General features: G+C 70.7%; 27 protein-coding genes and 2 pseudogenes. 12 read left to right on the forward strand and 17 right to left on the reverse strand.

Features of this window, described 5'->3' with window-relative positions:
- Positions 1-7: 7 nt before the first annotated feature.
- From EP757_RS23610 to EP757_RS23630, 5 genes are read right to left on the reverse strand one after another with little or no spacing between them, the layout of a single operon-like run.
- A complete protein-coding gene (locus EP757_RS23610; RefSeq protein ID WP_127549429.1) occupies positions 8-1078 on the reverse strand; it encodes a glycosyltransferase in 1071 nt (356 codons plus the stop codon).
- Positions 1075-2403 (reverse strand): hypothetical protein, encoded by a 1329-nt coding sequence (locus EP757_RS23615; protein ID WP_127549431.1) that lies wholly within the window; start codon positions 2401-2403, stop codon positions 1075-1077. The genes EP757_RS23610 and EP757_RS23615 overlap by 4 nt, the downstream gene beginning before the upstream one ends.
- Entirely contained in the window at positions 2367-3392 is a 1026-nt protein-coding gene (locus EP757_RS23620; protein ID WP_127549433.1) for an NAD(P)-dependent oxidoreductase, read from the reverse strand. The genes EP757_RS23615 and EP757_RS23620 overlap by 37 nt, the downstream gene beginning before the upstream one ends.
- Before the next feature lie 15 nt (positions 3393-3407).
- Complete coding sequence (locus EP757_RS23625; protein ID WP_127549435.1) at positions 3408-4193, reverse strand: glycosyltransferase family 2 protein; 786 nt, start codon at positions 4191-4193, stop codon at positions 3408-3410.
- The gene (locus EP757_RS23630; RefSeq protein ID WP_232049963.1) at positions 4190-5389 is read right to left on the reverse strand and encodes a nucleotide sugar dehydrogenase; all 1200 of its coding nucleotides are present in this window, start codon (positions 5387-5389) and stop codon (positions 4190-4192) included. Before EP757_RS23630 ends, EP757_RS23625 begins: the two co-directional genes overlap by 4 nt.
- Before the next feature lie 254 nt (positions 5390-5643).
- On the opposite strand from EP757_RS23630, the gene EP757_RS23635 reads away from it, so the two are divergent.
- Entirely contained in the window at positions 5644-6255 is a 612-nt protein-coding gene (locus EP757_RS23635) for an acyltransferase (protein ID WP_127549437.1), read from the forward strand.
- Here EP757_RS23635 and EP757_RS23640 read toward each other — a convergent pair.
- The 3 genes from EP757_RS23640 to EP757_RS23650 form a co-directional block, all read right to left on the reverse strand.
- Complete coding sequence (locus tag EP757_RS23640) at positions 6252-6962, reverse strand: STAS domain-containing protein (RefSeq protein ID WP_197725365.1); 711 nt, start codon at positions 6960-6962, stop codon at positions 6252-6254. The genes EP757_RS23635 and EP757_RS23640 overlap by 4 nt on opposite strands.
- Positions 6959-7333, reverse strand: coding sequence for an STAS domain-containing protein (locus EP757_RS43445; protein ID WP_160165866.1), 375 nt, complete (start codon positions 7331-7333; stop codon positions 6959-6961). The genes EP757_RS23640 and EP757_RS43445 overlap by 4 nt, the downstream gene beginning before the upstream one ends.
- 122 nt (positions 7334-7455) lie before the next feature.
- Positions 7456-8286 carry a universal stress protein gene (locus tag EP757_RS23650; RefSeq protein WP_127549443.1) on the reverse strand — a complete coding sequence of 277 codons (831 nt, stop codon included), beginning with the start codon at positions 8284-8286 and terminating at the stop codon, positions 7456-7458.
- A gap of 158 nt (positions 8287-8444) precedes the next feature.
- Here EP757_RS23650 and EP757_RS23655 point away from each other — a divergent pair, with 158 nt between their 5' ends.
- Positions 8445-9254: a PIG-L family deacetylase gene (locus EP757_RS23655; RefSeq protein WP_127549445.1), complete on the forward strand. Its 810-nt coding sequence runs from the start codon at positions 8445-8447 to the stop codon at positions 9252-9254.
- 4 nt (positions 9255-9258) lie between these two features.
- On the opposite strand, the gene EP757_RS23660 is transcribed toward EP757_RS23655, so the two are convergent.
- The gene (locus EP757_RS23660; protein WP_232049964.1) at positions 9259-9750 is read right to left on the reverse strand and encodes a MarR family winged helix-turn-helix transcriptional regulator; all 492 of its coding nucleotides are present in this window, start codon (positions 9748-9750) and stop codon (positions 9259-9261) included.
- Positions 9751-9855: 105 nt separating this feature from the next.
- Here EP757_RS23660 and EP757_RS23665 point away from each other — a divergent pair, with 105 nt between their 5' ends.
- Together EP757_RS23665 and EP757_RS23670 are read left to right on the forward strand one after the other, a co-directional pair.
- Positions 9856-10491, forward strand: a complete 636-nt coding sequence (locus EP757_RS23665; RefSeq protein WP_127549449.1) for an FMN-dependent NADH-azoreductase — start codon at positions 9856-9858, stop codon at positions 10489-10491.
- A gap of 58 nt (positions 10492-10549) precedes the next feature.
- Positions 10550-11059, forward strand: coding sequence for a hypothetical protein (locus tag EP757_RS23670; protein ID WP_127549451.1), 510 nt, complete (start codon positions 10550-10552; stop codon positions 11057-11059).
- A gap of 1046 nt (positions 11060-12105) precedes the next feature.
- On the opposite strand, the gene EP757_RS44480 is transcribed toward EP757_RS23670, so the two are convergent.
- Entirely contained in the window at positions 12106-12339 is a 234-nt protein-coding gene (locus EP757_RS44480) for a transposase (RefSeq protein WP_127549454.1), read from the reverse strand.
- Positions 12340-12382: 43 nt separating this feature from the next.
- On the opposite strand from EP757_RS44480, the pseudogene EP757_RS43995 reads away from it, so the two are divergent.
- Positions 12383-13225, forward strand: a pseudogene (locus EP757_RS43995) (YbhN family protein); the annotation flags it as partial.
- Here the strand turns inward: EP757_RS43995 and EP757_RS23690 are convergent.
- Complete coding sequence (locus EP757_RS23690) at positions 13223-13900, reverse strand: dihydrofolate reductase family protein (RefSeq protein WP_127549458.1); 678 nt, start codon at positions 13898-13900, stop codon at positions 13223-13225. The pseudogene EP757_RS43995 and the gene EP757_RS23690 sit on opposite strands and share 3 nt — an antisense overlap.
- A gap of 187 nt (positions 13901-14087) precedes the next feature.
- On the opposite strand from EP757_RS23690, the gene EP757_RS23695 reads away from it, so the two are divergent.
- Entirely contained in the window at positions 14088-14594 is a 507-nt protein-coding gene (locus EP757_RS23695) for a helix-turn-helix domain-containing protein (protein ID WP_232049965.1), read from the forward strand.
- Here EP757_RS23695 and EP757_RS23700 read toward each other — a convergent pair.
- Positions 14564-14872 (reverse strand): hypothetical protein, encoded by a 309-nt coding sequence (locus tag EP757_RS23700; protein WP_127549460.1) that lies wholly within the window; start codon positions 14870-14872, stop codon positions 14564-14566. The genes EP757_RS23695 and EP757_RS23700 overlap by 31 nt on opposite strands.
- Before the next feature lie 70 nt (positions 14873-14942).
- On the opposite strand from EP757_RS23700, the gene EP757_RS23705 reads away from it, so the two are divergent.
- The 3 genes from EP757_RS23705 (at position 14943) to EP757_RS23715 (ending at position 17213) form a co-directional block, all read left to right on the forward strand.
- Positions 14943-15392, forward strand: coding sequence for a MarR family transcriptional regulator (locus tag EP757_RS23705; RefSeq protein ID WP_127549462.1), 450 nt, complete (start codon positions 14943-14945; stop codon positions 15390-15392).
- Positions 15393-15469: 77 nt separating this feature from the next.
- A complete protein-coding gene (locus EP757_RS23710) occupies positions 15470-16240 on the forward strand; it encodes a polysaccharide lyase family 7 protein (RefSeq protein WP_127549463.1) in 771 nt (256 codons plus the stop codon).
- A 46-nt stretch (positions 16241-16286) separates the two neighbouring features.
- Positions 16287-17213 (forward strand): LacI family DNA-binding transcriptional regulator, encoded by a 927-nt coding sequence (locus tag EP757_RS23715; protein ID WP_127549465.1) that lies wholly within the window; start codon positions 16287-16289, stop codon positions 17211-17213.
- On the opposite strand, the gene EP757_RS23720 is transcribed toward EP757_RS23715, so the two are convergent.
- Together EP757_RS23720 and EP757_RS23725 are read right to left on the reverse strand one after the other, a co-directional pair.
- The gene (locus EP757_RS23720) at positions 17201-17596 is read right to left on the reverse strand and encodes a DUF2809 domain-containing protein (RefSeq protein WP_160165868.1); all 396 of its coding nucleotides are present in this window, start codon (positions 17594-17596) and stop codon (positions 17201-17203) included. The genes EP757_RS23715 and EP757_RS23720 overlap by 13 nt on opposite strands.
- 22 nt (positions 17597-17618) lie before the next feature.
- A complete protein-coding gene (locus tag EP757_RS23725; RefSeq protein WP_127549469.1) occupies positions 17619-18251 on the reverse strand; it encodes an FMN-dependent NADH-azoreductase in 633 nt (210 codons plus the stop codon).
- An 88-nt stretch (positions 18252-18339) separates the two neighbouring features.
- On the opposite strand from EP757_RS23725, the gene EP757_RS23730 reads away from it, so the two are divergent.
- Both EP757_RS23730 and EP757_RS23735 read left to right on the forward strand, forming a co-directional pair.
- A complete protein-coding gene (locus EP757_RS23730) occupies positions 18340-18774 on the forward strand; it encodes a MarR family winged helix-turn-helix transcriptional regulator (protein ID WP_127549471.1) in 435 nt (144 codons plus the stop codon).
- A gap of 80 nt (positions 18775-18854) precedes the next feature.
- Positions 18855-19334 carry a sigma-70 family RNA polymerase sigma factor gene (locus EP757_RS23735; RefSeq protein ID WP_127549473.1) on the forward strand — a complete coding sequence of 160 codons (480 nt, stop codon included), beginning with the start codon at positions 18855-18857 and terminating at the stop codon, positions 19332-19334.
- On the opposite strand, the gene EP757_RS23740 is transcribed toward EP757_RS23735, so the two are convergent.
- Positions 19324-20130: an alpha/beta fold hydrolase gene (locus EP757_RS23740; protein WP_127549475.1), complete on the reverse strand. Its 807-nt coding sequence runs from the start codon at positions 20128-20130 to the stop codon at positions 19324-19326. The genes EP757_RS23735 and EP757_RS23740 overlap by 11 nt on opposite strands.
- Positions 20131-20383: 253 nt before the next feature.
- Between EP757_RS23740 and EP757_RS23745 the strand changes: the two are divergent.
- Positions 20384-21805 (forward strand): annotated as a pseudogene (locus tag EP757_RS23745) (BTAD domain-containing putative transcriptional regulator); the annotation flags it as partial.
- Between the two features lie 159 nt (positions 21806-21964).
- Here the strand turns inward: EP757_RS23745 and EP757_RS44835 are convergent.
- On the reverse strand, positions 21965-22396 hold the full coding sequence (locus EP757_RS44835) for an SgcJ/EcaC family oxidoreductase (RefSeq protein WP_370457870.1): 432 nt from the start codon (positions 22394-22396) through the stop codon (positions 21965-21967).
- A gap of 52 nt (positions 22397-22448) precedes the next feature.
- Positions 22449-23138, reverse strand: a complete 690-nt coding sequence (locus EP757_RS23750) for a maleylpyruvate isomerase family mycothiol-dependent enzyme (protein ID WP_127549479.1) — start codon at positions 23136-23138, stop codon at positions 22449-22451.
- Positions 23139-23230 lie beyond the last annotated feature (92 nt).

Raw genomic sequence — 23230 nt, forward strand, 5'->3', positions numbered from 1 at the left:
CAGGGCTTCAGGAGCGGGTGGTCAGTGGAGTGAAGAAGGCGAGCAGCTCGCCGTCGAGCCGCTCCGCGGAGTACTCGGACAGCACCCGCTCGGAGGCGACCCGTCCGGCCTTGGCGAAGGCCAGCGGATCCTCGTCGTAGGAGGCGCAGGCGGCCTCGACCGCCCGGGCGAACGCGAGCAGGTCGTTCTCGGCGACCGGCGAGCAGTACGCGGGGTCGAAGAATTCCCGGCCGGCCAGGCCCGGGTAGCCCACCACGTAACTGCCGCACGCCATCGCCTCGGCCGGCGGCAGGCCGAAGCCCTCCCGGTCGCTGAAGCTCAGGGTGATCGCGCTGTCCCGCATGATCTCGGCGACCTCGGTCTCGCTGCGGTTCACGATCGGCACGACGTCCCAGCCGTCCAGCACTCCGCGCGAGCGCAGGATGTGCAGCAGCTGGTCGCGCTCGCGCTCGCGCCGGGTGGTGGTGAAGCTGATCCGCCGGCCCGGCGTGCCGTCGCCCGGGTGGAACAGATCGGCGTCGATCACGTTGCGGACCCGGTGCACCGGGATGCCCGGGAAGGCGTACTCCAGCAGGTCGGCGTTGTCCTGCGACACGGTCAGCAGCGCCTTGAGGTTGCCGAAGCCGGCGTACGGGCTGCCCTTGCCGGTGGTCTCGTACGGCACGAAGTCCCACGTGTCGTACGCCCGCTGGTTGAAGATGACCATCGTGACCCAGGCCGGCAGCCGGTCCAGGGTCGGGCCGTACCACTCCGGCACCACCAGCACGTCGGCGCCGGTCAGCTCGACGTCCGGGGTGTAGACCACCGGGGTCTCGTGCTCGAACCAGGTCGAGCGGAAACCGGGGGTGCCGTGCAGCACCCGGGCCCGGACGCCGAGCCCGTTGAGCGCGTCGACGTGCCGGTAGATGACCCGGATGCCACCGACCGCGGCGTCCAGGTCGGGCGCCAGGTAGTAGATGGTCGGCACGTCGGCGCCGCGCTCGACGTAGCGCAGCTGCGGGGGCTGCCGCCGGCGCATCTCGGCTCGCAGCCGGTATGCCTCGAGAGATCGGCTCGCCAGGCCGGTGATTCGACTCATTCGATGTCCTCGCAGCGCATAGCCACCGTCCATGGTGGAGTTGTCCGGGGTGCGACGGTCAGGGCGGCCGGACGGCCGCCGGTGGCGCAGGTGGCCTGCGCCCGATCGATCTCGGTGCTCCAGCTCGGCCCGTCGGCGCGCGGGTTGCCGATGCGCAGGTTCACCACCGCGACGACCGCGAGCAGGACGGTCAGGGCGTACAGCGGCACAGGACTGCCGCCGGCGCCGGGTTGCAGCAGCGCGACCAGGGCGACCACCACGAGCATGGCCGGCGCCACCGCGTACCGCGGCGCGGCCACCCCGGAGAGCAGCACCGGAAGCAGGTAGAGCGCGGCGCTCTGCACGGCGGCGACGGCGGCGAGCACCCATAGCGGGCGGGTCACCCGGCGCACCGCGGCGAACAGCGCCGCCGCGATCACCAGCCAGGCGAATCCGGCGAGCGCCACCCAGCCCGCGTCCAGGTCGTCACCGAGCCAGCGCTGGCCGACCAGCGGCGCCGGCACCGCGCGCAGCAGGAAACCGGCGACCGCGACCACCGGGTCCGGTGCCAGCTCGCGCGAGCTGGAACCGGCGAGCAGACCGGCCAGCTGCACGGCCAGGCCGGCGGCGAGCGCGCCGCCCAGGACCTTGCCGAACCGGTCGCCGCGCCGGGCCGCCCGGAACAGGGCGAGCGGTACGAACGCCAGCACCAGGATGTCGCTCGTCGCCACCAGCAGCACCGTCGCCACGGCGACGACCTGCCCGGCCCGCCCGCGCGGACTCCAGAGGAAGACCCAGAACAGCGCGTACAGGCCGTACCAGTGGAAGTTCGCGATCGAGTTGAGCACCTCGTCCTGCGCGACCGGCACGACCACCACGACGGCCGAGACCAGGATCCGCGACAGCAGCGAGGGCAGGTGCGCGGCGCTGGCCACGAAGACCAGCACGGCCAGCAGGGCGGTCGTCAGCGCCGCCGAGATCGCCAGCACCGCCGCCGCGGCCTCCGCCGGCACGGCCGCGGCGAGCGCGGCCAGCAGGCGCGGCACGACGTGGAAGTAGCCGGCGTACGACGTCAGCAGCGCCGACCACGGTCCGTCGGCGTCGGCCTGGGCCAGGAAGACGCTGCCGTCCTCGGCCCAGACCGTGTCGAGGGAGCCGGGGCCGGGCTGCCGGAGCAGCCCGACCACGACCGCGGCCAGGACCGCGACCACGGCTGCCAGCACACCCCGGCCGGTGACCGGCCGGGGCGGCGGCGCCGCGAACAGAGCGCGGGCCGCCTTCGCGTACGTGTTGTCCGGGGCTGCGAGGGTCAGAGCCGGCCCTCGGCGACCGCCTGGGTCACCCACGGAATCACCTCGTCGAGCATGTCTTCCAGGGAAGTGGTCGCCTCGAAGCCGAGGACCTCCTTGGCCTTCGTGACGTCCGGGACGCGCTTCTGCACGTCGTACTCGAACGGGTCGTCGGAGACCAGGCTGAACGGGGCGTCGGCACCCTTGATCTTGCGCCAGATCACCTCGGCCAGCTCCTGCACCGTGGTGCCCTCGGCGGTCGAGATGTTGAAGTCGTCGTTGCGGGCGGCCTCGTGCTCCATCGCCACGACGATGCCGCGGGCGAGGTCGCCACCGTAGGTGTAGTGACGCACCTGGCTGCCGTCGCCGAGGATGTGCAGCGGGTCCTGGCCCTTGAGCACCTTCTGCACGAGGTCCGGGACGACGTGCGACATGGCCAGCTTGACGTTGCCGGAGAGCACCTCGGCCTCGCCGATCGCGCGGCCCTCGCCGACGCCGACGCAGTTGAACGGCCGGATGATGGTGTAGGGCAGCTTGTACTGGTCCCAGGCGGCCTTCGCGTAGTACTCGACGGCCAGCTTCTGGAAGCCGTACGACGACAGCGGCGGCGGGACGATCCGCTCGTCACCCTCCTTGGACGGCCAGCGGTCGGTCGACTCGAAGACCATCGACGACGACAGGTAGGTCATCTTCTGGAGGCGGCCCTCGCGGTGCGCCTTGATGGCCGCGTCGCAGGAGGCGGCCATGATCCGCTCGTTGGTGGCGAGCAGGTCGTAGGCGTACGCGTGGAAGTAGGAGATGCCACCGATCATCGCCGCGCCGGCGATGAAGTGGTCGCAGTCCGACGCGAGGCTGGTGACCAGGTCGACGTCGCGGGCGTCACCCTCGGTGAAGTGGTAACGGGGGTGGTTGTCGTACGAGCGGGAGACCGGCCCGTACTTGGAGAAGTTGTCCAGCCCGACGACCTCGTGGCCGCGGGACAGCAGTTCCTCCACGACATACCCGCCGATGAAGCCGGCGGAGCCGGTGATCAGAACCTTGGACACGATTTCCCCTATCTGTTAGCTGTTGTTTTCGATGGCGACGGGACGGGCGGGCATCTCGGCCGCCTCGGCTCGTTTGGCGCGGGCGCCGAGTTGCTCCAGCGTGAGCCGCTTGCCGTAGGCGAACCTATACCAGCGCAGGTAGCTGGGGAGGAATCGACCCATGTCAAAGTGAGACTCACCGAGCTGGCGGTCGAGCCAGATGGTCGGGATCTCCGCGACGGGCAGCCGGGCGCGGCACGCCTTCGCGGTCAGCTCCAGGCCGATCTCGAAGCCGACCCGGGACTCGATCCCGACCTGGCGGACGAAATCGGTGCTGTACGCCTTGAAGCTGTTCGTGGCGTCCTGCGTGCCGACCCGGGTCATCTGGTAGAGGCTGCGCCCCGCCCAGCGCGACAGCAGCCGCTTCAGGCGTGGGCCGCCGACCTGCTGGCCGCTCGGCATGTAACGGGACGCCGCGGCGACCACCACACCCCGCTCGACCAGCATGGCCAGGGTGTCGATCTGGCGCGGATCGTCACAGCCGTCGGCCATCGTGACGACCGCGACCGGCGCCAGGGCCGCGTCGATGCCGAAGCGGATGGCGTTGGCCGGCCCGCGGCCGTAGGTGTTGAGCACCGGCCGCACCCGGGAGTCGGCCATGGCCAGCTTCTCCGCGTACGGGACGGTGGTGTCGTCGGGGGTGTCGTGGACGATGAGGATCTCCGCCGGCAGGGTCACGTCGCGCAGCAGGCGCTCCATGTGCGGCAGGATCGCGTCACCCTCGTTGTAGACCGGGATGACGACCGTGACGCGGGGTTTCACACCAGCACTCCGCTGCGGGTCAGCCCCCACATGTCGATCAGGGGGAGATCGGTGTCGAGCTCGGCGTACTCCTTGTGGGGAGCGGCGATGATCAGCACGTCGGCCTTCTCCAGCACCTCGTCCAGTCCGACGAAGCGGTCGTCGGCGATGTGCGGGTCCGTGCAGAGGACCGATTTGGCCTTGAGGGTCAAGAGCTTGCGGAGCTTGTACGCCAGACTCTCGCGCGAATCGTCGCTCCCGGCCTTGAACGCCATGCCCAGGACGCCGACGGTCAGCTCGCTCAGGTCGAAGCGGGCCTCGACGCGCGACACCACGTAGTTCGGCAGGCCCTCGTTGATCAGCATGGCGGCGTGCCCGAGGACGAACTTGTTCTGGTTGAACGCTGCCAGCTGCATCGTGTCCTTGAGCAGGCACGGGCCGGCGGCGAAGCCCGGCATCGGCACGTCGGCCGCGCGCGGGTAGTCGTACGTGATGGCGTGCCGGATCCGCGCGTAGTCCACGCCGTAATCGTTCGCCATCATCCAGAACTGATTGGCGGTGGCGAACTTGATGTAGCGCCACGTGTTGGTGAACAGCTTCGCCAGCTCGGCCTCCTCCGGGGAGACCGGGACGATCTGTTCCGTCAGATTCCGGAAAAGCTTCTCCGCGCGCAGGCTGACTTCCGGGCTCCGAGCCGCGACGATCTGCGGCAGGTCGAACAATTCGGTCAGAGCCTTGCCCTCGGCGATGCGCTCCGGACAGAAGGCCAGGTCGACCTCGATGCCCCGATTCCGGAGCATTTTCTCAGTGAGCGCCGTCACTCCCGGATACACCGTGCTGCGCAGTACGACGAGCTGACCGGGCACCAGGTGCTCGGCACAGCGCTCGAGCGCGCGCGGCACGACACCGAGGTCCGGGTTGAGGTGCTCGTCGACCGGCGTGCCCACCACGACGATCAGGTTCTCGGCCGTGCTGACGCTCGCCGGATCCGTCGTCGCGGAGAGCCGTCCGGCCGCGACCACCTCGGTGAGCAGCGCGTCCGCGCCCTCCTCGTCGAACGGCATCCGGGCATCGTTCACTGTGGACACTGCGGTCTCGTTGATGTCGTACAGAGTCACCGACTGGCCCCGCGACGCGAGCGCGATGCCCAGCGGCAGCCCCACCCGGCCACAGCCGCCGATGATGACGACGTCACGTGTGAATTGCTTTGTCCCCACTGGTGTGTTTCCCCCAAACCGACGGACCGGCTCCGGTGACGGGTCGGATCCCTGTGTTGTGGTCCCGAGGCCCGGAACGGCTCGATGCTATAGAGCACCGTGGTGCCTGACCGATGCGTTTGTCGAGTTCCGAACAAGGGGTTGAAACGAGGGGCCAGCGACCATTAGCCGGTCCGCTGGAAGCGTCACCGTTTCGGCCGATTCCGCTACCGTATCGGTTCCCCAGGAACACCGGCAGCACTAGTCTCGTGCCCATGACCGACACCACAGCGCGCGAGGGTGTGACCATCGCGCCGACCGCCGATGTCGACGACCGCGCCACCATCGGCGAGGGCACCCGGATCTGGCACCTGGCCCAGGTCCGCGAGGACGCGACGCTCGGCAGCGACTGCAACGTCGGCCGCGGGGCGTACGTCGGCCCCGGCGTCAGCATCGGCGACAACTGCAAGCTGCAGAACCACGCCCTCGTCTACGAGCCGGCCGTGCTCGCCGACGGCGTCTTCATCGGCCCGGCCGCGGTGCTGACAAACGACGAGTACCCGCGGGCCGTCACCCCGGACGGCCGGCTGAAGACCGGCGACGACTGGCACGCCGTCGGCGTCACCATCGGCGAGGGCGCGGCCATCGGCGCCCGGTCGGTCTGCATCGCCCCGGTGAGCGTCGGCCGCTGGGCCCTGGTGGCCGCGGGCGCGGTCGTGACCAAGGACGTGCCGGACTTCGCTCTCGTGGTCGGCGTCCCGGCGAAGCGGATCGGCTGGGTGGGCCGGGCCGGCCGCCCGCTGACCGCCAAGGGCGACGGCGTGTGGGTGTGCCCGGAGACCGGTGCGGAATACCGCGAAGAGGACGGCGTGCTGAGCGAGGGCTAGACGGCGAGGGCCGCCCAGACGACCTTCCCTCCCGGCGCCGGGGTGCTGCCCCAGCGCCGGGCCATCGTGTCGACGAGCAGCAGACCGCGGGGCGCAGCCGGGTCGGCCGAGCCGGGACCGGGCAGCACCGGCACGGCGGCCGACCCGTCCCGGACCGCGACCACCAGGTAACGGCGTCCCAGCGTGAGCCGCAGATCCAGCATCGTCTGCGCGTGCACCACGGCGTTCGTCACCAGCTCCCCGGCGACCAGGGCGGCCCGCCCGGACAGGTGCGGCAGCCCCCACCGGGCGCAGGCGGCGGACGCCAGCTCGCGGGCGCGCTGCGAGGCGCCGGTGACCGGCAGCAGCATGTCGCTGATCACCGGGTTGCGGCGGCCCGGCTCGGCGGCGAGGGCCTCGTCGACGCTCGCGTGCACGGCGAGACCCTTCGCGAGCTGCCCGGAGAAATGGGGATCGGCGGTGCTGAAGAGCATCGGGGTACCCGGCCACCGGGCTGCCTGCCGGGCCGCGACCAGGAAGACCGCCGCGGCGGCCGGCTCGACGAGCACCGTCCCGGCCAGGTCGACGACGACCGCGTCGGGTTGCTCGACCACGCACTTGAGCAGGGCGGCACGGACCCGCGGCACGGTGGACACGGAGAGTTCGCCGCTCAGGCGGAGCAGCAGCCGCGTCCCGATCGGCTCGACGTGGCACCGGATGGCGCTCACGGTGATCTGAGCGCCGATCGCCGGGTGGCCGGGTGCGGCCGGAGTGCCAGGGCGGGGGAGGACAGCACGGTGGCGACACCGGCGGCGCTGAGCGCGTCGGCGACGATGTCCCGGGCGTTCGTGACGTAGTACGAGCATCCCCGCACCAGCGCCGACTGGCGCCCTTCGAGGAGACTGCGGATCCCGGCCGCGGCCAGGAACGGCACACGGTCCAGGTCGACGACGAGGGCGTGGATCCCGGCCTGGTCGGCGGCGTTCTTGATGATCACGCTGAGCGCGTCGCTGCTGTCGTTGTCGACGTCGCCGTGAACGGCGAGCCGGACGATCCCCTCACCCTCGTCGTGCTTACGAACCATGAACGGGCCGTTCATCGGCAGTCCTCTCGTGGGCCGGCACTGAAGATCCTGCTGCACCACGCGAGATGTAGACAATTCCTCTGCATTTGGTTCATTCTGCGGGGCGACGGCCGGTCAGACGACCCGAAACGAAGGAGTCAGACAGCCGGGTGCACCACCACGACCGTGCTCGGGCTGTGCCGCAGCAGGTGCTGGCTGACCGAGCCGAGCAGCATCCCCCGCACCGCGCCCCGGCCCCGGCTGCCCACGACCACGAGCTGTGCCCGGGCGGCGGCTTCGGTCAGCGCCTCGGCCGGGTGGGCCACGCTCACCTCGGCGACGATCTCCAGCCGGGGGTACGCGACGCGCACCACGGTGACGAGCTCGTCGAACGACGCCCGCTCCTCGCTGGTGACCGTCCTCGTGACCAGTGGCGTCTCCTCCCAGAGCCCGGTCACCGGCGGCCACGTCCGGATGACGCGCAGCGGGACGTGCCGGGCGGCGGCCTGCCCGGCGGCGAACTCCAGCACCGCCGCGGCCTGCGCCGAGCCGTCCACGCCGACGACCACGGGCGCCGCCGGCGACGCCTCGCCCCGGACCACCACGACCGGGCAGTGGGCGTGCGCGCTGACCGCGGAACTGACCGAGCCGAGCAGGCCGGCCACCCCGCTGTGTCCGCGGCTGCCGACCACGACGAGGCGCGCCTCGCCGGAGCGGACGATCAGGGCCGCCGCGGCGGGGGAGGCGACGGTGGTGGCGGTCAGGTACACCGCCGGGTGGGTCTCCTTGGCGGTCGCCACGGTGACGTCGAGGTGCGCGTCGAGCGCGGGCGCCGGTGGCACGGCGGCCGGTCCGGCCCAGTACGGCCAGTCGTCGGCATAGACGATCTCGGCGGGCATCCCGGTACGCGTGGCCTCGTCGAGCGCCCAGTTCAGGGCGGCCCGGGAGTCGGGCGATCCGTCGTACCCAATGATGATCTTTTGATTCATGGGGCGGCCCTCCTCTGTGTGATTCCAGGCTGCCGCGGCGGGAGCGCCTGTCACAGGGCCGTCGGTCCTGCCCGGGCCGGGACCCTCGGCCGTGAGCCCGGTCGCCGCCTGTGTCCGGTGTTACTGGCTCCGCCCGCCGCCGCCTCTAGAGTGGCGGCATGAGTGATCGCCCGCTGACCTTGATGACCGTGCAGGCCCACCCCGACGACGAGGTCACGAGCACCGGCGGGGCGCTGGCCAAGTACGCCGCCGAGGGCATCACCACGATCGTCGTGACCTGTACCGACGGTCGCTGCGGGGACGGGCCGAACGGGGTGAAGCCCGGTCAGCCCGGCCACGACCCGGAGGCGGTCGTCGCGACCCGGCGGCGGGAGCTGGAGGCCAGCTGCGCCGCGCTGAAGGTGTCGCACCTGGAGATGCTCGGCTACCACGACTCCGGGATGATGGGCTGGGACACGAACAGCGCGCCCGGATCGTTCTGGTCGACCCCGGTGGACGTGGCAGCCCGCAAGCTGGCCGCGCTGATCGAGAAGTACCGGCCGGACGTCCTGGTCACCTACGACGAGAACGGCGGCTACGGCCACCCCGACCACATCCAGGTGCACCGGGTGACGATGGCCGCCGTCGAGCTCGCCGCGGTGCCGAAGCTCTACATGAGCGTCTTCCCGGAATCGTCGATGACGAAGGTGGGGGAGCGGATGCGGGAACTCGGCATCGGGCTGGACGAGCTGAACTCCGAGGAGGCGCAGCCGGAGGGCTGGCCGGACGAGAAGATCACCGCCTGGGTGGACGTGGCGTCCGTCATCGATCAGAAGTTCGACGCGTTGTCGGCGCACGCGAGCCAGGGTGACGGTGCGTTCTTCATCGGCCTGGGACGGGAGACGTTCGGCGCGGTGATGGGCGTCGAGGCGTACGTGGGTGTGGGCTTCTCCGGTGCCGAGACGGACCTCTTCGAGGGCCTGCGTTAGTCCGTCAATCCTGGAAGCAGGCCGCCGACTGCGGTGACGCCGCCTCCGAGAGCTTCCTCCCGATGCGCTTGAGCTGGTCGACCTCGTCGCCGGTGAGCACGTCGAAGACGAGTCGCCGCGCCTCGCGTACGTGATCGGGCGCGGCGGCGACCACCAGCGCCATCCCCGCGTCGGTGAGCTCGGCCTCGACGCAGCGTCCCTCGGTGCTGTCCGAGGTGCGGCGGCGCACCCAGCCCTGCCGTTCGAGCCGGGTGACCGCGTGGGACAGCCGTGAGATCGAGCCGCCGGCCAGGTGCGCGAGGATGCCCATGCGGACCACCCGCTCGGGCGTCATGGAGAGCCAGGACAGGATCTGGTACTCGAAGAAGTTGATCCCCGCATCCCGCTTGAGCTGGGAGTCGATCGCGGGCGGCAGGGTCGCGAACATCGCGTTGAGCGCCATCCAGGCATGCCGCTCGTCGTCGGTGAGCCAGGGGACGTCTGTGCGATCGGTCACGACAGTGCACAATACCCGACCTGCCCACTTGAACATTCAACACTTGCCGTGGCAACCTTGGTGGCGTTGAACATTCAACTCCGCATCAACCAGGGAGAATCCCCAATGGCAGTCCTGCGTATCGACGCCAGCATCCTCGGCCCGAACTCGGCGAGCAGCGCGCTCGCTGACCTGGTCGAGCAGGAGCTGACCTCGGCGAAGCCGGGCACCGAGTTCGTCCGCCGCCACCTCGGCCAGAACCCGCTGCCGTCGGAGGCGTGGGCGACCGCCGTCGGCGCCGGCTACACCCCGGCGGCCGAGCGTAGCGACGCGCAGAACACCGCCGTCGCCCTCGCCGTCGAGCTGGCCGACGAGCTGCGCAACGCCGACGCCGCGATCCTGGCGCTGCCGTTCTACAACTACGGCGTCTCGCAGCACGTCAAGACCTGGTTCGACCTGGCCATGGCCGGCGGCGAGAACGGCGAGAAGTTCCTCGACGGCACGCCGGTCGTCGTCCTCACCACCCGCGGTGGCGCCTACGGCACGGGCACCCCGCGCGAGGGCTGGGACCACAACACCGACTACCTGCGCCGCGTCGTCGGCGACATCTGGGGCGCCGACCTCATCCTGATCGAGCGCGAGTTCACCCTGGTGGGCGTGAACCCGGCCCTGGACCAGTTCACCGAGACCGCGAACCTCATGCGCAAGACCGCCGACGAGGCCGCCTCCGCCGCCGGCCGCAGCCTGGCCGACCGCATCTGACCCACCCCTCGTCGAACGGGCCGCGCCGCTGCTGGCGCGGCCCGTTTACGCTTCCGCTGTGCGGACAGCTCGACGGCGCCTGATCGCCGCCACGGCGTGCCTCCTGCTGATCGTCCTTCTCACCCTCACCACCCTTTCTCTCGTACGGTGGAAAGCCGCCGCCCACCCCAAACCGATCGTCCCGCCCGCCGGGGCGACACCGTGGTCCCCTTCCGGCCCGATCACGGACTACGAACGAGACGTGGGCAACCGGGCAGCCATCATCGCCACCTGGCTCCGCACCGACCGAGGCGACGCGACAGTCCGCGTCTACACCCTGCCGCCCGATTCCCCCTGGCTGCAGTCCCGCAAGCTGGTAGCCACCCAGCTGGACCACTGGGAACAGGTAGGCGACTGCACCGACCGCCCCGAATCCCGAATCCTGGAGTGCGCCTGGCAGGAACCGACCCGCTGGTGGCCCCGAAAGGTCCAGCTGACAATGCTCCGCCCACCACCACCAGGCCGGCCCAACCCGTCGAACTGGCCGGACATCACCACCCTGATAATCGGCTCAGCCCCCAGTGAATAGCGGCGGACCTCTGAGAGACAGCGTGCCCAGATAAGCAACGCCGACTCCATTCGCTGTCGAACACCCGCCGACTATGAATAGCTCGCGAACGTGTCCATTGCCCGGAATGCGTTCCTCCTCAGGGCCGCGATCGTGCCTGCGAACGCCCTCGCCGCCCTGCACGATGGCAGCCCTCTCGAAGGCCTCCACCTCCGCGGCTCGATCCCGAACAACGCTCGCATCACACCGAGGTCCAGCCATTCGAGGAGAAACGCCCCCTCCCGACCCCGGTCCTGGCTCCGACCCCGGTCCTGGCTCCGATCGTGGTCCTGGCTCCGGCTGTGGTCCTGGCTCCGGCTGTGGTCCTGGCTCCGGCTGTGGTCCTGGCTCCGGCTGTGGTCCTGGCTCCGGCTGTGGTCCTGGCTCCGGCTGTGGTCCTGGCTCCGACCCCGGCCCCGGCTCCGACCCCGGCCCTGGACCCGGCCCCAGCTCTGGCCCTGGCCGCTGCTCCAGCCCTGGTATCCGTCGTGTTCGCGGTGCTGTGCTCGGCCGTGATCCTGTGCCCGCCCCTGGTCGTGGGCCACGCTCTGCTCCCGGTCTCGACTCTGGTCTTGAGCCAGGGTCTGCTTGCCCCGGCGCTGCTCTGCGGTCCGGGTCTGCTTGCTCCGGCTCTGCTCCCCGGCCCGGGTCTGCTTGCCCCGGCGCTGCTCCCCGGGCGGAGTTGGGAACTGCCGGCCCCGGCTCAAGCGGCAGGTCCTCACCGAAGGCGGCCCCGGCGGATGCCTGCCCGCTCAGTGCCGAGAGGTCGTCCCGCTCCTTCCGCAACTGCCGCAGGCGCCGGCCGTGCCGCTCCGCCAATCCCCAATCGCGATGTCTCTTGTGGTCACATCGGAATTCCTCCGCGGCCGCCGAATAATTGCGACGCAGCGTCCGGTCCCGCAAATGCCGAGTGGGAAACAATGAAAGCTGCGCCATACACAATCCTCGCTCGCCCCGACCCTTCCGACGAGGCCACCCACAAATAGTTCAGAACACGAAAACCCCCGCCCAAGGACTTAGCAGGTGTTCTAGAGGGTTGTAGCTCGGACTTGTTGCAAAGGTGCGACGTACAGATAGACGCTCAGCAGCGAGCCGCGTTCTTTGCACCGCTTGAACCAGCCGTAGGCGGTCTGCCACGGCGGGAAGTCCACTGGCGGCTGCCGCCAGGAACACCCGGGCCGGTCGAGGTACGAGATCGCGTCCACGATGTCACGGAACGGATGCTTCGGTATCCGCCCGGGCTCCTTGATCAGAGGGAGCATCGGGTCCTACCGCGGCTGCGGTAGGGACAGTGACCCCTGCAGGATGACGACAGCGAGAGGCCGCGTCGGCGAGGGTCGGGGTGTGTCACCGAGAACCAAGCGCTGCGTACGCCTCATCGTCGCGGCCCTCCTGACGGCGGCCGTGATCGTGTTGTTGCGAGAGGAGTTCCCCGATCCGGCATCGCTGCTGAAGGCGTGGCGGGCCGCCGACGTGTGGTGGCTGGCCCTGGCGTTGCTGGCGGCGACCGCGTCGCAGGTGGCGTTCGCTCATCAGCAGAGGGCCCTGCTCGCGGCGTTCGGGGCGCGGCTGCGCAGGCGTGACGCGGTGGCGCTCACCTACAGCCGCAGTGCGCTGAGCATGGTTCTCCCGGCGGGCGCGGTGGTGTCGGCCGCGTACGCCTATCGCCACTACCGCCGGTACGGCGCCACTTCGACGGCCGCCGCCACCGTCACCGTCCTGTCCGGCGCGGTGTCGGTGCTGGCGCTCGTGCTGCTCTACGCGATCGGCGGCCTCTTCGCCGGCCTCTGGTGGGCATCGATCGCGCTGATCGCCGTGATGACGATCGGCGCGGTGTTGCTGAGACGCGCGAGGACTCCGGCGAGGACACCGGACGCGATCAGAACCGCGATCAGGGAGGCCTCGGGCGTACGACCGACGAGTTGGCTGGCGGCGATGACCTATGCCGTGGTCAACTGGACCCTCGACCTCCTCTGCCTGCTCGCCGTGGCCGAGAGCTTCCATCTGACGGTCGGCTGGGAAAGGCTGGCCTGGGCGTACCTGAGCGCGCAGTTGGTGAGGCAGATCCCGGTGACGCCGGGTGGGATCGGGCTGATCGAAGCCGGTCTGCTGGCCGGCCTGGTCACCGCGGGAGCGCCGGCCTCGTCAGCGGTCGCCGTGGTCCTGGGCTACCGCCTGCTGTCGTTCTGGCTGCTGCTCCCGGCCGGGCTGGCCGGGCACTTCCTGCTGAGGAGACACGCGGTAGGTGATGTGCGTGGCGAGCGAGGCCGGACGCACCGCGATCTGTTCCAGCGACAGCGGCGGCACGCCCTCGAAGAGCCGCTGACCGCTTCCGATCGTGACCGGCGTGACGGTGAGGGTGAGTTCGTCGATGAGCCCGACGGCGAGGAACTGATTGATCGTTGACGCGCCCCCGGCGATGGTGATCCGGCCGTCGCCGGTGACCTCCCGCGCCTGCGCGAACGCCTCGTGCACGCCGCCGGTGACGAAGTGGAAGGTGGTCCCGCCCTCCATCGGCAGATCGGCTCGCTCATGGTGGGTGAGGACGAAGACCGGTTTGTGGTACGGCGGTTCCGGCCCCCACCAGCCGGTCCACGCCGGGTCCCACTCACCGCGGATCGGCCCGAACATGTTGCGGCCCATGATGAACGCATCGGCATCGACGATCTCGTCGGTGATCGCCTTGTTCTCCGCGGGCGTCTCGAACATCCAGCGGTGCAGCTGATCCACCGGCCCGTCCCCGAACGGCTTCTCGGCGGTCTGGTTGTGGCCGGCGGCGAACCCGTCGGCGGACACGGACAGGAAAGCGGTCACGAAGGCCATCTCAACGCTCCAAGATCCACGAAAAGCGAACGAGCCACGAAAAGCCGAAGAGCCACGAAAAGCGAAAGAGCCACGAAGAGCCGAAGAGCCACGAAAGCCATGTCCGCAAAACCGGTTGCAAAACGCTGACGGTTGGCAACCTACCGAAGACCGGTTGTAGAGTGCAAGTGGTATCCGGGAGGAACATGTGACAACCGCCGACGAGCACCGCTCCGGCTGCCCGATCAACCTCTCGCTGGAGGTCCTGGGCGACAAATGGTCGCTGCTGATCATCCGCGACATGATGTTCGGCAATCGCCGCCACTTCCGCGCCCTGCTGACCGGCTCGGAGGAGGGGATCGCGTCGAACATCCTGGCCGACCGCCTGCGCCGCCTCACCGAGCTCGGCATGATCACGTCGGTGCCGGATCCCGCCCACAAGCAGCGGATGCTGCTCAGCCTCACCGAGCCGGCCATCCAGTTGGTCCCGGTCCTGGCTCAGCTCGGCGCGTGGGGCCGCCGTCACCTCCCGGTCACTCGCGAGCTGGCGATCCGCGCCGAGCTCCTGGAGCGCGGCGGCCCGGAGCTCTGGGCGGACTTCATGGACGAGTTGCGCGAGCTCCATCAGGGAATCAAGCGCATTCCCGGTACGCCGTCAGTGCTCGATCGCCTGACCGCCGCCTATCAAGCCGAGGTCGCCCGCGCCGCGAACTGACCCGCGCGGTCGAGCACCGTGTTCAGCACCCGCGCGGCGGCCTCCAGGTCGGCGGTCGGCAGATCACCCCAGAGCTGTGAGGTGACGGTGGTGTTCGCCGCCCGCACCCGGTCCCACAGCGCCCGATCGTCATCGCTGACCCGAGCGCCACCGGTGACGGCCAGGGTGAGAGTTATCCACTGCGCCTCGTCCAGCCCGGTGCCCTCCAGGTGCCGGGAAAGGATCGCCGAAAGTGCCTTCTCGGTACGGCCGACGAGCTGAGTGCCGAACGGAATCATCGCTGCCCCCAAATAGTTAGTCGCACTAACGTCAACGTAGAACGTTAGTCTGACTAACGCAAGTGGTAGGATGCCCGCCGTGGAACACGGGGCGGAGCGGCTGCGGAACCTGCGGACCCGGCTGCTGTCGCTGGCCGCGACACAGTCCGATCGCCGGGTGAACGAGGAGTTGTCCAAGGCGGACGCCCGCAAGTGGCACTTCGCGGTGCTCGCCACGCTCGCCGAGTTCGGCCCGCTCAGCCAGGCGCAACTCAGCGACCGGACCGGCGTCTACCGCAGCGACCTGGTCGGAGTGATGAACGAGCTGACCGATCGTGGTCAGGTCGAGCGGGCGCCCGACCCGGCCGACCGCCGCCGCAACGTCGTCTCGCTCACACCGGCCGGCCGCCGGCAGCTGGCCCGGCTGGAGCGGATCCTCGCCGGGGTGGAGGACGAGATCCTCGCCCCGCTCAGCGCCGAGGAGCGTCAGCAGCTCACGCGCCTGCTGACCGCCGTGGTGGAGCGATTTAAGGTTATTTAAGAGTCCGAACCATTGCCGACGCATCGACGCGGGACTTTATTGGGGGCATCCCCGTTCCCCCCGTGAAGGTCGTCCCCATGAAGAAGCGCACGTTCCTCGCCCTGGCCGTTTTCGCCGCTGTCACCCTGGGCGTGACGAATGCCTCGGCCGCCACGCTCGACCCGAGCCTGCCGCCCGGCGGCAACTTCGACCTGGCGGTCTGGCAGTTGCAGCTGCCCACCGGCTCGCCCGGCAAGCCGGACACCATTTCCCCGGCCCAGTTGAAGGGCGCCACCGGCTACACGAATCCGGCCTATTTCTGGACCGATAAGAACGACGGGTCGATGACGTTCTGGGCGCCGGAGAAGGGCGTCACCACGCCGAACTCGAAATACGCCCGCTCCGAGCTGCGCGAGATGAACCGCGACGGCAGCGCCGCGAACTGGACCCTCGCGGGCGATCACACGCTCAGCGCCCAGCTGCGGGTCGTCTCGGTGACCAAGAACGTCGCGGTCGGCCAGGTGAAGCTCGGCACCGGCGGCACGTCGACGAAGCCCCTGGCCGAGCTCTACTACCGGGCGAACGGCGACATCTACCTCGGTACGCAGAACTCGCCGGACGCCAGCGGCCAGACCCTGCACAAGATCGCCAACGTGGCCCTCGGCGTGAAGTGGACCTATGTCCTGAACGTCGTCGGCAACCAGCTCGCTCTCACCGTGAACGGCGTGAAGTCGACCTACACGATCCCGTCCGCGTTCAACCCGTACCGGCAGTACTTCAAGGCCGGCTCCTACAACCAGTCGTCGTCGGAGAGCACGGCGAACGGCGCGAAGGTGAAGTTCTACAGTCTCACGGTCAAGCACGCCTGACTCTTTGCCACCAGCTATGAAGCCCGCCGGCCGGTAATGTCTGACCATGGAGCACGGCCGGCGGGCGACGCTCAAGGACGTGGCGGCGGCGAGCGGTGTCTCGCGGGCGACGGTGAGCTTCGTGCTCAACGACACGCCGAACCAGACGATCTCCGAGGCGACCCGGGCGCGGGTCCTGCAAGCGGTCCAGGACCTCGGCTACAAACCGCACGGCATCGCGAAAGCCCTGCGTGAGGGCACGTCCCGGATCGTGGTGCTGCAGATCGACAGTGGACTGGACGGCAACCACTCGCGCAGTTACCTTCGCGGCCTCGACCAGGAGCTGACCGAACACGATCACCTCCTGGTGGTCCGTCACGGCCCGGCCGGCGAGGAGTCGGCCCGCCGGGTCCTGAACGCGATCAACCCGCGGGCCGTGCTGATCTTCGGTGAGCCGTACCGGAACGGGCGGGTGGTCGAGGACGAGGGCGACGCCCGCGACGGCCCGGCCGCGCACGTCGCGCTGCAGATCGCCTACCTGGCCGAGAACGGTCATCGGGAGATCGCCCTGGCGGTGCCCGAGGCAACGCCGCCGTCCGCGGCACGCCGGTGGTTCGCCCAGGTCGCAGCCGGTGAACTGGGCCTCCCGCCGCTGCGCGACCTGGTGGTTCCGCGGCCCCGCGACGCCGGGACCGCGGCGATCGCGGCGTTCCGGGCCGCGAACCCGTCGGTCACCGCGATCGCCGCCCACGACGACGACGTCGCCTTGCGCGCGCTGACCGCCCTGCACGATCTGGGCGTCGACGTGCCGGACGAGTGCGCGGTGATCGGTTTCGACGACACCGAGTACGGCGCGCTCTTCACCCCGGCCCTCACCACGGTCCACATCGACGCCGAGGCGCACGGCCGGCACGCGGCCCGGGCGATCCTGGGCCTGAATCCCGCTGCTCCGGGCACGGCGCCGGCGAGGGTGATCCCGCGTCAGACGGTCTGACCCGGACGCCGCACGATGAGATGGGCCGCGACCAGCGTGAGGACGCCGACCGGATACCAGATCATGTCGGCCGGATCGAAGTGCGCGCCGAGCACCAGCCGGGCGATCAGGCTGCGGTCAGAGAGATGGCTCGGTACGGGTGTCAGCTGCAGCAGTTCGACAGCCCAGCAGAAGCCGACCGCCACCAGCCCGGCGGTGATCGGCCGGACCGCCGGCGCCACCACGACCACGCCGGCGTAGATCAGCGCGGCGTAGAGAGCGGTCCCGGCGTTCTGCGAGAAGGCTCCGGCCGGCAGCAGCAGCCGGACCGCGAGCCCCGCCACGAGGATCACGAGCGCCACCACGGCGGCCGTCAGCCGCGCTCGCCACATCCCCCCGGTCACCCGGCGACGATAGAGGATGCGATCAAGCGGCGAACCGTTTCGCCTCGTCGCGAGCCCGGTCGTGGGCCTGCCGGCGGGCTGCCTCGGCTCCGGCGGTCGCCAGATTCGGGCGGAACTGAATCGTACGGACATCGCTGATGCCGGACCAGCGCAACCATTCCTCCAGGTAGGGCGCCTGGAAATCGGCTCCGAAGGCCGGGCCGCGCGCGGGCCCGTACACGGCGCTGGTGTAGATGACCGCGGCGCGCTTGTCGCGCAGCAACCCGGTGTATCCCTCGGTCGCGTCGAAGCCGAACACCAGGCCGGGCTGACTCACCACGTCGATGAACTGCTTGAGGATGTACGGCACGCCGGCGTTCCACATCGGCACGCTGAACAGGTAGCGGTCGGCGGCGTCGAATCGGCGGAACGTGGCGATCGCCGCCGCCCACGCCTCGGCGGCCGCGCCCTGCGGCTGCTCACCGGCGAAGACCGCCATCTTCGCGGCGGCGGCGTCCGGCCCGAACGCCGGAAGGGTGCCGTCCCAGAGGTCGTACTCCTCGATCGTCAGATCCGGATCGGTCTCCCGGACCGTGCCGAGGAAGGTGGCGGCCAGCGCCAGCGACTCGGACCGGGGGCCGCGCGGGGAGGCGGAGATGTGCAGCAGCTTGCTCACGGTAGTGCTCCTCGTCAATAGGATGCGTGCGCACGCACATTTCTACGCCAGTGCGTGCGCACGCACAAGAATTCGCTAGGCTGCCGTGATGAGCGACACCGACACCGCCGCCTGGGCCGCGCTGCTGCGGGTGCACGCCGCACTGGTCCCGAAGCTCGACCGGGAGCTGCAGGCGGCCTGCGGACTGCAACTGGCCTGGTACGACGTCCTGCTCGAACTCAACGCCGCACCCGATCGGCGGCTCAGCATGAGCGAGCTGGGGCAGAAGGCGGTGGTGAGCCGTACCCGGGCCAGCCGGGTCGTCGACGCGCTCGCCGAGGCCGGTCTGGTCGTGCGGGAGAGCAACCCGGACGACCGCCGATCCGCGTGGGCGGCCATCACCGAGGCCGGCCGTGCCCGGCTGCGCGAGGCGGCCCCCACCTACCTGGCCGGGATCGAGAAGCACTACACCAGCCGGATGACCGGCGAGGAGGCCCGCGTCGTGGCCGCCGCGCTGGAGAAGGTGCTGGAAGCCGAGCGGTGACCGGCCCAGGGTGACCCCGGTGTGCTGACCCGGGTACGGCACGGGTTCGCGGGCGGGCCCGGGGGCGCGAGCGTGGGAGCATGCGAAACCCGGGGGAACGGCTGACCGCACTGCACACACGGCACGCACGCGTGCTCCTCACCTACCTGGCCGGCTTCGGCGCGGCCGGCGGGCAGAGTCCGGAGGACCTGCTCCAGGAGACGATGATCCGGGTGTGGAACCGGATCGGCGACCTGCCCGAGCGTGACGACCAGGCGCGGCGGTGGCTGTTCGCGCAGGCCAGGGACGTCGGCCTGGAAGCCGTCCGGACCCGGCCCGGCGCCGGAACGGCAGCGGTGCCGGCCGCCGCCGACATCACCGAGACCGTCGTGGAGATGCAGACGCTGCGCGCGGCCGTCGGCGACCTGAGCCGGATGCACCAGCGCATCCTGGTAGAGCTCTACCTGGAGCGCCGGTCCATCCGGCAGGCCGCCCGCCGCCTCGGGGTGCCGGTCGGCACCGCCAAGTCCCGGGCCTTCTACGCGATGAAGTCGCTGCGCGAAGCCATGCTCATCGAGTAGTCCGGGCCGCCCTCTCGATGAAGTCCGCGGTCACCGCCGGGTGCGACACGAAGACCATGTGCGACGCGCCCTTCACCGTCTCCACGGTGGCGTGCGCCCGCTGCGCCATGAACCGCTGCGCGGCCGGCGGGATGTTCTTGTCGGCGCCGCTGATCAGGGTGAAGCTGGGGATGCTGTGCCATGCCTGCGGCCCCGACGACGGCTCGGTCAGGGCCGCCTGGTCGATCGGGCGCTGCGCGATCGCGTACAACTTCGCCTCGGCGGCCGGCACGTCCGCGGCGAACTGCTGCGGGAACAGCTTCGGGTCGATGTAGAGGTCGGTGTGCCCACCCGGCAGCGGCACCTCCTTCAGCGTCGCGCCGAGCGTGCTGCCCGGGAACTTCCCGGAGAGCCCGGCCGCCGTCTCACCCGTCTCCGGCGCGAACGCCGCGATGAAGACCAGGGCCTTCACGTCCGGGTCGTGGGTGGCGGCCTGGGAGATCACACTGCCACCGTACGAGTGACCGACCAGCACGACAGGCCCGGAAACGCTGTCCACGAGCGCCCGCACCGAGGCCGCGTCGGAGGCGACGCCGCGCAACGGGTTCGCCGCCGACACGACCGGATACCCGTCTCTGCGCAACCGCTGGACCACCGCGTTCCAGCCGCTCGAGTCGGCGAACGCGCCGTGCACCAGGACGACTGTCGGCTTGGCCTCGGCACGCGGATGCGCCCCGGCCGCGTGCACGCCGCCGAGCAGCGCGGCGGCGCCGAACGCGACGGTGAACGCGGAGGCGGCGACCTTGGAGATCTTCATGGTTGTCCTCACTTCTTCGAGTGGGCGACGGCCACCTCGCACCGGTCGCGGCCGCCTATGCCGACGACGCTAGGAGCCGGCTGTGGAGGAACAGTGGAAAATCAGTGGGCCTTCTCAACCTGACGAGGGCCTCGCGTGCCGGCGCCGGACGACGGCCCGGAACCGTCAGGCCCGATGGCAGGTTGAGAATCGCTCAGTGGGGAGGTCCACGTGAACCTCCCCGGACCGCGGTCGGCGAGGTTGAATCGGCGGTGTGAGCACGCGATTCGAGATCCTCGGACCGGTCCGGGCCCGGCGCGGCGCCGCCGAGCTCGACCTCGGCGGTCCCCAGCAGCGGACCCTTCTGGCACTGCTGCTCGCCCGGGCCGGATCGGTCGTCAGCCTCGGCGAACTGGTCGACGCGATCTGGCCGGACGATCCGCCGGCCAGTGCCGTGAACACCGTGCAGCGGGCGATCGGCACGCTGCGCCGGCTCATCGAGCCCGGCCTGCCGGTGCGGGCCGCCGGTTCGCATCTGGCCCGGCACGCGTCCGGATACCGGCTGCGGGTCGCTGACGACGACCTCGATCTGCTGCGGTTCCGGGCACTGGCCGGGCGGGCCCGGGGACTGGCCGATCCGGATCAGGCCGTGCGGCTCTACGCCGAGGCGCTCCAGTTGTGGCAAGGCCGCTTGTGGTCCGGATCGGTTTCGGTCACCCGTACCACCGCGGTATTTGCCGCCATCGAAGCGGAACTCGCCCGGGCCGCCCGGGATGGCGCCGACCTCGCGCTGGCGTCCGGACAGGTGCGGACGATGATGCCGGCGTTGCTGCGGATCGGCGGTCTGCGGCCGCTCGACGAGGCGTTACAGGCGAGGATCATCCTGGCGCTGGCCGCCGAGGGGCGGCAGGCCGAGGCGGTCGCGACGTTCCACGAGGTGCGGACCAGGCTCGTCGATGATCTGGGCATCGAGCCGGGCGCCGAGCTGCGCCACGCGTACGACCAGGTGCTGCACCAGCGCACCCAGCCCGCGCCGGACCGCCGCTCCCCGCTCACCCCTGCCGTGCCGGACCGTACTCCTCCGCTCGCTCAGCTCCCCGCCGACCAACCGTTCTTCATCGGGCGGGAGGACGTCCTGCGGCGCTCGCTTGATCTCCTCGCCGAGGACCGGCGGCTCGGGCGGCCCACCGTGGCGCTCGCCTTCGACGGCGGTCCCGGCATCGGCAAGAGCACCCTCGCGGTGCATCTCGGGCATCGGCTGGCGCGATCATTTCCGGACGGCCAGCTCTACGTCGACCTCCGCGACCTCACCGCGGAGGACGCGCTGCGGGGCGTGCTCGGCTCCTTGGGGGTACGCCCGGAGGATCAGCCCGCGAGCCTCACCGCCGCGGCCGGGCTCTTCCGTGGCCTGCTGGCCGGGCGCCGGATGCTGCTCGTGCTCGACGACTGCACCGCGTTCGAGCAGGTCCGGCACCTGCTCCCGGGCGACGGGAAGAGCCTCGCGCTGGTGACCAGCCGGCGCCGGATCACCGAGCTGATCGCCGCCGGCGCGCACCCGCTGCCGCTCGGCCTGCTGTCCCGCCGCGACGCCCACGACGGCCTGGTCCGCAGGCTCGGCCGGCAGCGGGTGGAGGCGGCGCCGGCCCCGCTGCGATCGTTCCTGGACTGGTGCGGCCGGCACCCGCTGACCCTCGCCACCGTCGCGGCCCGCCTGCCGCCCGGAGCGCCACTCGCCGCGATGGTCGCCGTCCCCGGCCCGCCCCAGGCCGACGTCGTCGCCGTCCCCGGCCCGCCCCAGGCCGACGTCGTCGCTGTCCCAGGCCTGGCCCAGGGTGACGTCGCCGCTGTCTCCGGCCTAGCCCAGGGTGACGCCGTCGGCGAGCAGTGCCTGGAGATCGGCGGTGTGCTGGTCGGTGAGGTCGGGGCGGCCGTGGTACTGCGCGGGCGTGTTCTGGAACAGCACCGCCCGGCCGTCGGCGACCAGCAGGGTCTGCACGGCGTTGAGGGCGGGCCTGATCTGATCGGAACCGGGCGGGACCAGGCCGGCGATGGCGTGCACCAGCTCGGCGTCCCCAACGTGGCGGACGGCGACGACCTTCGCCACGTACGCCGCGGTCGGGTGATCGGTGAAGATCGGCTTGAGGTGACCGGCGATGTCGGCGCCGGCGACCTGGCTGCCGTCGAAGCCGACGATCAGCGCGTCCGGCGCGAACACTGCGGCGTACCGCTCCGCGTCCCGCTCGTTCCAGGCGGTCAGGATCTCCAGGTAGACGTCCCGGGTCGTCATGCGCGTCCTCCTGCACTCTTCGACGAAGGGGCTTAGCCGACGCTACCCGGAATCAAGGCACCAGCGGGCCCCGCAGCACCGTGCGGGCGACGGCCTCGTCGCCGGTCAGCCGATCCCACGGGACAGGACGGCGGTTCCAGAGGGCGAGCAACAACTCCTCCGCCGTGTCCTCGATCGCCGCGACCGGCTCCCCGGGGCCGACCACCCACGAGGTGCCGAGATCGGAGGCGGTCAGCCGGACCGCGGCGGCGGGTTCGGCGGCCAGTCCGCGCCGGACCATCCGTGGCACGAACACCTCGATCACCTCGGCGACGCCGTCACCGGCCAGATCCGGGTCGATCGGCAGCGGCCGGCCGGCGGCGTGGTGCGCGTCCCAGAGGTGCACGACCGTCTCCAGTGAGCGGCGGCGCCGCCAGAACCCGACGGTTCGCGGTGGGGCGAACGTCCACGCCTCGGTCTCCGGATCCGCGTCCAGCGCCTCGACCAGGGCGGCGGCGCTCCCGGCGAACCAGGCCTTCACCTCGTCGTTCGGCGTCCCGGCCGGCGGCACCGGCGGCCGGTGGTCGCCGCGCCGCTCGGTGACCGCCGCTGCCGCCCAGAAGTTGCCCTGCCCGAGGTGGGAGGCCAGGTCGCGCAGCGTCCACTCGCCGCAATGCTCGACCGGAATGTCCAGATCGCCGTCGAGGCAGTCACCGAACGCGCCGAGATCGCGGCGCAGGAGAGCGAGGTGGTCCAGGTTCATCCGCCGCAGAGTACCCGCGAAGGCGGGTTCTCGAAGTACCGTTCCTGGGTAAGTGGAAGGCCGCGATGGGCGTAGCCGCGGACAAGGTGGTG

The sequence above is a fragment of the Actinoplanes sp. OR16 genome (genome assembly GCF_004001265.1).
GTDB lineage: Bacteria > Actinomycetota > Actinomycetes > Mycobacteriales > Micromonosporaceae > Actinoplanes.